The organism is Streptomyces sp. NPDC058459, assembly GCF_042721685.1.
Taxonomy (GTDB): Bacteria; Actinomycetota; Actinomycetes; order Streptomycetales; family Streptomycetaceae; genus Streptomyces.
On record NZ_JBHXLV010000275.1, the window covers coordinates 1 to 7,244 of the forward strand.

The following is a 7,244-nucleotide window of genomic DNA, read 5'->3' on the forward strand; positions in this document are numbered from 1 at the left end:
CCTCCGGGCCCGGCCCCTTCCCGCGCTCGGGCTCAGCTCTCCTTGGCCTGCTCCAGCATCCGGTCCACGACCCGCGCCGAGGCGTGGCCGTCGTCCAGGTCGCAGAACAGGTGGTGGAAGCGGTCGAACCGCTCCTGGTACCGCGCGGACACCTTGTCGATGTCGCGGATCGCGCTCACCAGGTCCTCGGAGTTGTCGATCAGCGGGCCGGGCGAGTCCTGCTCGAAGTCGAAGTAGAACCCGCGCAGCTTGTCGCGGTAGTGCTCCAGGTCGTACGTGAAGAACAGCATCGGCCGCTTGAGGTGGGCGTAGTCGAACATCACGGACGAGTAGTCGGTGATCATGATGTCCGCCGCCAGGTACAGATCGGCGATGTCCGGGTACTCCGAGGCGTCGAAGACGAAGCCGTTGCCCGCGCCGGGCACCGCGTCGACCACGTTGGAATGGCGTCGGATCAGCAGCACGTGGTCGTCGCCGAGGCGGCGGCGCGCGTCCTCCAGGTCGATCCGCAGGTCGAACAGGTACTGGCCGGCGCTGTGCGACTGGTCGTCCCGCCAGGTCGGCGCGTACAGCACGACCTTCTTGTCCTGCGGGATGCCCAGCGACTCCTTGACCTTGTCCGCGATCTTGTCCTTGTCCGGGGAGTACAGGTAGTCGTTGCGGGGGTAACCCGCTTCCTGGATCTCACCGTCGTAGGAGAAGGCGCGCTTGAGGATCGGCGTGGAGAAGCGGTTGGAGGAGACCAGCAGGCTCCAGTTCTTCGCCTCCAGCGCCAGCCGGTTCTGGTACTCGCGGTCGAAGTAGAGGGTCTCGATGTCGTGACCGATCTTCTTCAGCATGGTGCCGTGCCAGGTCTGCACGATGACCTGGCCGGGGCGGCGCTCCACCCACTCGGGCAGGTGTCCGTTGGTGACGATGTAGCGCGAGGTGGCCAGCGCCTCGAACCACTCCCGGCCCCACATGCGGACCTTGTCAGCTGTGGGCGGCAGGACCACCTGGCCGTCGCGCACCGCCCACAGGAACTTCAGGTCGCTCCCCCGGCGCAGCAGTTCCTCGTGCATGGCACGCGGGCTGTCCGAGTACTGCTTGCCGTTGTAGCTGAGGAAGAACACCTGGTCGCGCAGAGGCTGTTCGCGGCCGGGCTCGTACACGTCGCGGCGCAGCTGGAGCATGCGGTACGGCCCGCGCTCCAGGTCGGTCAGCTCCGAGCGGCAGTTGAGCTGCGGGAAGTCACCCCAGCGGCTCTCGAACCAGTAGCGACGGCCGCCCAGTTCGGTGTGGAGCGGGAACTGCGCGGAGGCGAGCCGGTCGATGACGAACTCGGCGTCCGGCGCGCCCTCGCTCGCGCTGCGCAGCAGCAGGTTCCAGCGGCCGGCCTTCAGCGGGACCCCGCCGGAGCCGCCCATCACGGACGGGTCGAAGGCGACGGTGAAGGTGCCGTCGTCCGCCCAGTCCACCGACGCCTTGCGCTCGTCGAAGCGGTTGCCGGCCTTTAGCACCAGCTCGGAGCCGATCAGCTCGCGCGAGGCGTGGCCGCCCAGCGTGATCCGGCCCTCCCGGACGGCGACCGAGGTCAGCACGGCGCGGCGCACCCGGCCGACGATCTTCAGATAGCCGTTGTTGCCGGAGACCAGGGCGACCTCGCGGTTGGCGCCGGCCGCGCCGAAGGCCGGGGGCACATCGGCGGAGAGGTCCGCGAGGCCCTCGCTCATGACGCTGCCGAACTGGCGCTGCGTCCCGTCAGGGGACGTCGCCAGCAGCGCGACACTCCACAGCCGGCGCTCGGGCTGGGCATGGTCCTCGATGTCCTCGCTGGCCAGCAGCACCACGTCGGACAGCGGCACCCGGCCCTGGAAGGTGGTGCGCGTCCCGGCACGGCCGACGTCGATCGGGTACCAGCGGACCTCGCCGCTCCTGGCGTTGGTCAGCCGCAACGACAGCGTCTCGCCGGACGTCAGGTCGGTGCGCAGCTCGCCGTCGATCTCCACCGAGTCCGCGGTGATCCGGCGGTCGGTGATCAGTGCGCGGACCTTCTCCACACGCAGCTTGAGCGCCCCGCGCTCCACGACCGGCAGCATCCGGAAGTCGTCGTCGAGCCACTGGTAGGGCGCGAAGTTGGCCGCCGAGCCGCCGCGGGCCCACACCGCGCTGCGGCGCACCAGGCCGGAGGCGTAGACGTTGATGCCGACGTGCCACAGGCCCTCACGCCAGGCGCCGCCCTTGCGTATCCTGGCCGGGTCCAGCTCCAGCTCCCAGCCGGCCCAGTCGTAGTTGTAGCGCTTCTGGCCGGAGTCGGTGGTGGTCTCCGGGCGGTAGATGTTCTTCGCGGGGAGGAACATGCGCTGGCGCGAACCGGAGCGCTTGAGCTGGACGACCTTCAGGCTGCTCCGCTTCGCCGACATGTCTATCTTGTCGATGTAGGCGTCGCCGGTCAGCAGCAGCTTGCCGTTGCGCCAGGTCGCCGCGCGCAGCGGGGCGCGCAGACCGAGGTCGCCGTCGATGCGCAGCGCGGCTCTGGGCAGCTCGAAGCCGCTCTCCTCCAGTGTGCGGAAGCTGGCGTACTTGCGGAAGGTGCCGGAGACCTCGACGGGGTCCTTGCGGCGCTGGGAGGCCAGCAGGGCGATCAGCTCGGGCATGGCGTGCTTGCGCACCAGCAGCCACTGGACGCGCAGGTCCGTGGGGAGCGCCATGACGATCTTCGGGTCGATGGTGTCGAGGAAGCGGTTGGTCGCCTCCAGGAACGCCTCGTGGAACTCGGCGGTCGCGTCCGGCACGACCCGCAGGAACAGGCGCAGGTCGTCGCGGAGCACACGATCGTCGTACTGGCGCTTGTACTCGGCGTACTCGGTGCCGGGCTGCTGGGCGAGGTAGTCGCTGACCATACTGACCGCGGTGACCCGGTCGCGGATGGCCTGCGGTTCGCGCCGGCGCTGGGTGATCGACGGGGCCGACTCGCCCTCGCGCAGCCGCCAGTAGTAGGTCGGCTCGCCGATGATGTCGATCGCCTCGGCCTTGTAGTGCGCCGGGAGCACCACCGGGATGTCCTCGTGGAGGATGCCCTCGGGGAAGGAGAAGCCCTGGCCTTCCCAGAAGGTCCGGCGGAAGATCTTGTTGCAGGCGATGCGGTCGGCGACCAGCTTCGGGATCTTCGAGATGTGGGTGCGCTTACGGGCCTCGCCGGCCAGCATCTTCAGCAGCGGCACCTGCCAGGAGCGCTGGCCCTTGAGGTGGAAGACGTTGCCGGTGGCGAAGTCCGAGCCGGTCTCGTCCAGGCTGCTCACCATCAGCCGGTAGGCGTCCGGCGGGATGACGTCGTCACTGTCGACGAAGGTCAGGTACTCCGCGTCGGCGGACATGTGCGCGATGCCCGTGTTACGGGCCGCGCCCAGGCCGGCGTTCTCCTTGCGGATGAGGTGGAACCGCTCGTCGCGGGCCGCGTACTCGGCGGCTATCGCGGCCGAGTCGTCGGGCGAACCGTCGTCGACCATCAGGACCTCAAGGTCCGTAAAGGTCTGCGCCGCCAGGGAGTCGAGGCAGGCGGGCAGGTAGCGCTCCACGTTGTAGATGGGAACGATCACACTGAGCCGAGGGGCCATGGTGGGGTTGTCTCTCCTCTTGGGTGGTCAGGCCCGCTCGAGCGGTTCGAGCGCCTGCGGGGGAGTCGGTGCGTGATGACGGTCGGCGAACGGGACGAGGGGCAGCATGTCCTCCTCGCTGAGGAAGACCCGGCGCACCACCCGCTCGGCCGCGCGGCCGTCGTCGAATTCGCAGTAGCGCCTGCGGAACCGGTCGCGGTGGCGGGCTGCCTCCGGCCCGTCGTACTCGCCCGATTCGAGGAGCCTGATCAGCTCCGCCTGCGAGGTGGCCACCGCGCCGGGCGGCTCCTCCATCAGGTTGAAGTAGGTCCCGCGCACCGCCGAGTAGATGTCCCAGTCGGAGGCGTAGACGATGACCGGCCGGTCCAGCAGCACGTAGTCGAACATCGCGGAGGAGTAGTCCGTGATCAGGGCGTCCGCGGCGAGGTACAGATCCTCCACGCGCGGGTGGCCCGAGACGTCGACGATACGGCCGTTGCGGCGCAGCTCCTCCACGTGCGGGGAGTTGCCGTAGAAGTAGTGGCCGCGCACCATCAGCGTGACGTCCGGGCCGAGTTCGTCGGCGAGCCGGACCAGGTCGAGGCTGGGGGTGAAGCCGGCCTGGTACTCGCGATGGGTCGGCATGTAGAGGAACGCCCGCGTGTCGTCGGCCAGTTCGAGACTGGCACGGGCGCGGCGCACGTCGTCGGAGGTGGCGTTGACGAGGATGTCGTTGCGCGGGTAGCCGGTCTCCAGCGAGACGTACGAGCAGGGGTAGACCCGCTCCCACACCGTGGTGGAGAACCGGTTGGAGCTGAGGCTGAAGTCCCAGCGGTCGCACCGCTCCAGGAGCTTGTCGAAGCTCATGTTGGTCGACGCCGGGTACTTGCGCTGGTCCAGGCCCATGGTCTTGAGGGGGGTGCCGTGGTGGGTCTGAAGATGGATCTGGCCCTCGCGCTTGACCACACTGTCCGCGAAGTTCACGTTGTTCACGAGGTACTTGGCGCGGGCCAGCACCGACCAGTACTCGCGTGAGCCGACCCGCACGAACTCGTGTCCGGCCGGCACCCGGTCCACCGCGTCGGCCTGGACTGCCCACACCCGGCGCACCTGCGGTGCCAGCCGGGCGAGTTCGGCGTCGATGGCCGCCGGGTTGCAGGAGACGCTGCGGCTCCAGTAGGCGGAGAACAGTGCCAGGTTCTCGTCCAGCGGCAGCTTGAGCTGGGACTGGTAGAACACGCCCATCACATTGCGCTTGGACTGGTTCAGGGTGGTGCGGGCCCGGCGGCGGACCGCCTGGCGGAGCTTCACCGCGCCCAGCGCGCTCGCCATCGTGAGGTACGAACCCCGCTCCAGCATGGCGTACTTGTGGCCGAGGTTGCCGCCGGGCCGGGCGAAGCCCTCGGGCAGCCGGGCACGGTAGTCGGCGGAGGCACGGCGGAAGAACTCGGCCCGCGCGTTCTGCGGCAGCCGGCCGGGCTTGGTGAGGACGGTCAGGTAGTGGTCGGCCATCTTGCGGAACAAGGGCCGGCGCCACTGGTCGAGTTCGGGGTGCGCGTCGAGGAAGCCGAAGACGCGACCGTACTGGTCGAAGACGTCGAAGTGCTTGCGGCTGACCGTCTTCAGGATGTTGCCGCCCTCGCGGCGCTGGCGGTACATCACGCAGACCCGGTCCAGCAGGGCGATGTGCTCGGCACTGATCATCGAGCAGAACGTCCAGGGGGCGTCCTCGTAGTAGCCGGGCGGGAAGCTCAGGCCCATGCGGAGGACGAAGTCGCGGCGGTACGCCTTGTTCCAGACGATCTGGAGCAGGTCCAGCAACTGCGGACGCTCGGACAGCGGGAAGGACTCCGGGCCGTCGGGGCGGAGCAGGGCGCCGCGCTGATTGGCGAGGATTCTGCCGTCCCAGTAGCTGCGCGCGTAGTCAAAGACGAGTATCTCCGGGTCGCCTGCGGCCTCGAGCCGCCCGGCTATCGCCCGGAGCGCGCCCTCGGTGAGGGTGTCGTCGCTGTCGAGGAACAGGAGGTACTCGCCCGTCGCCTTCTCCATGCCCGCGTTGCGCGCACGGCCGAGGCCCACGTTCTCCGTGAGGTGAATCACGTGAACCCGGGGGTCACGCACCGCGTACTCGTCGAGAATGGCGCCGGAGGCATCCGGGGAACAGTCGTCGACGGCGATGACCTCGAAGTCCGGAAAGTCCTGTTCGAGGATCGAGTCGAGGCACTCCGCGAGGTACGCCTGCACCTTGTGAGCAGGGACGACGAGAGAGAGTTTGGGCATCCTTTACAACCTGTTCCGAGAACCGATCACGTGAGCGTGGGCCGGGACCGGAGTGAACCTTGAGTGAACTCTGTCCGCCGTCTGGCCCAAGCGTGCCGCCGCCACAGAGTACAAGGACGCTCCCGGAGCGCGAATCGCTCCTTTCCGCGGTGCGACGTGGTCCATCTCATATATCCGCCCACGTCCCGTTTTGGATTGCCCGTCGCGGATGTCGGATTCGATTTTCCCCGGGCCATCAAGGAGTCTGCTGCCGGTAGTGAACTTCGAGGAGGCCCTGGAATGAGCTGGCTGGTCACGGGAGGCGCCGGGTACATCGGCTCGCACGTGGTGCGCGCGATGACGGCGGGCGGCGAGAGCGTCGTCGTGTACGACGACCTGTCGACGGGCAGCGCGGACCGGGTCCCCGCCGGGGTGTCGCTGGTGGTGGGCAGCGTGCTGGACCAGGGGCTCCTGGAAAGCACCCTGCGCGAGCACGGCGTGACCGGCGTGGTGCACATCGCTGCCAAGAAGCAGGTGGGGGAGTCGGTCGAGCGCCCGCTCCACTACTACCGCGAGAACGTGGGCGGCCTCCAGACCCTGCTGGCCGCCATGACAGCCACCGGCGTGGAGCGGATCGTCTTCTCCTCCTCCGCCGCCGTCTACGGCATGCCCGACGTCGACCTCGTGACCGAGGACACCCCGTGCGCCCCGATGAGCCCCTACGGGGAGACCAAGCTCGTCGGTGAGTGGCTCATCGCGGCCGCCGCCCGCGCTCACGGCCTGCGCGCCGTCAGCCTGCGCTACTTCAACGTCGCCGGAGCGGCCGCACCGGAACTCTCCGACGAGGGTGTGTTCAACCTCATCCCCATGGTCTTCGAGCGCCTGGAGGTGTCCGACGCCCCGCGCATCTTCGGCGACGACTACGCCACCGAGGACGGCACCTGCGTACGGGACTACATCCACGTCCAGGACATCGCCTCCGCCCACCAGGCCGCCGCCGTCCGGCTGCGCGAGGCCCCCGAGGGCACCTCGCTGGTCCTCAACATCGGCCGGGGCGAGGGCAGTTCGGTCCGCGAGATGGTGGACCGCATCCTCAAGACCACCGGCAACGAGGACGTCATTCCCGAGGTCACCGAGCGCCGCGCCGGCGACCCCGCCCGCGTGGTGGCCGCCGCGAGCCGCATCCACACCGAGCTGAAGTGGACGGCCCGGCACGGCCTGGACGAGATGATCGACTCCGCCTGGCAGGGCTGGCGCCACCGCCACGGCTGATCCCGGTACAACAGCGAGAAGCGCCCGGGCGGGGCGTCGCACCGGCGCGTGACCCGGTTCCAAAAATAAGGCTCACCCCATAAGATCCCCCGCCTACCCCCACACCACCACCCCAAGCCCGGCCCGAGCGCGGGGCCC

The 7,244-nt window shown here is 68.9% G+C and carries 3 protein-coding genes; 1 reads left to right on the forward strand and 2 read right to left on the reverse strand.

Annotation, left to right across the window (positions count from 1 at the left end; translation table 11 throughout):
• Positions 1–32: 32 nt before the first annotated feature.
• Positions 33–3,596, reverse strand: a complete 3,564-nt coding sequence (locus ACFWN1_RS30375) for a CDP-glycerol glycerophosphotransferase family protein (protein WP_384369002.1) — start codon at positions 3,594–3,596, stop codon at positions 33–35.
• Positions 3,597–3,623: 27 nt separating this feature from the next.
• Entirely contained in the window at positions 3,624–5,855 is a 2,232-nt protein-coding gene (locus ACFWN1_RS30380) for a CDP-glycerol glycerophosphotransferase family protein (protein ID WP_384369005.1), read from the reverse strand.
• 279 nt (positions 5,856–6,134) lie between these two features.
• Here ACFWN1_RS30380 and galE point away from each other — a divergent pair, with 279 nt between their 5' ends.
• A complete protein-coding gene (galE, locus tag ACFWN1_RS30385; protein WP_384369008.1) occupies positions 6,135–7,106 on the forward strand; it encodes a UDP-glucose 4-epimerase GalE in 972 nt (323 codons plus the stop codon).
• The last annotated feature ends 138 nt before the right edge of the window (positions 7,107–7,244 follow it).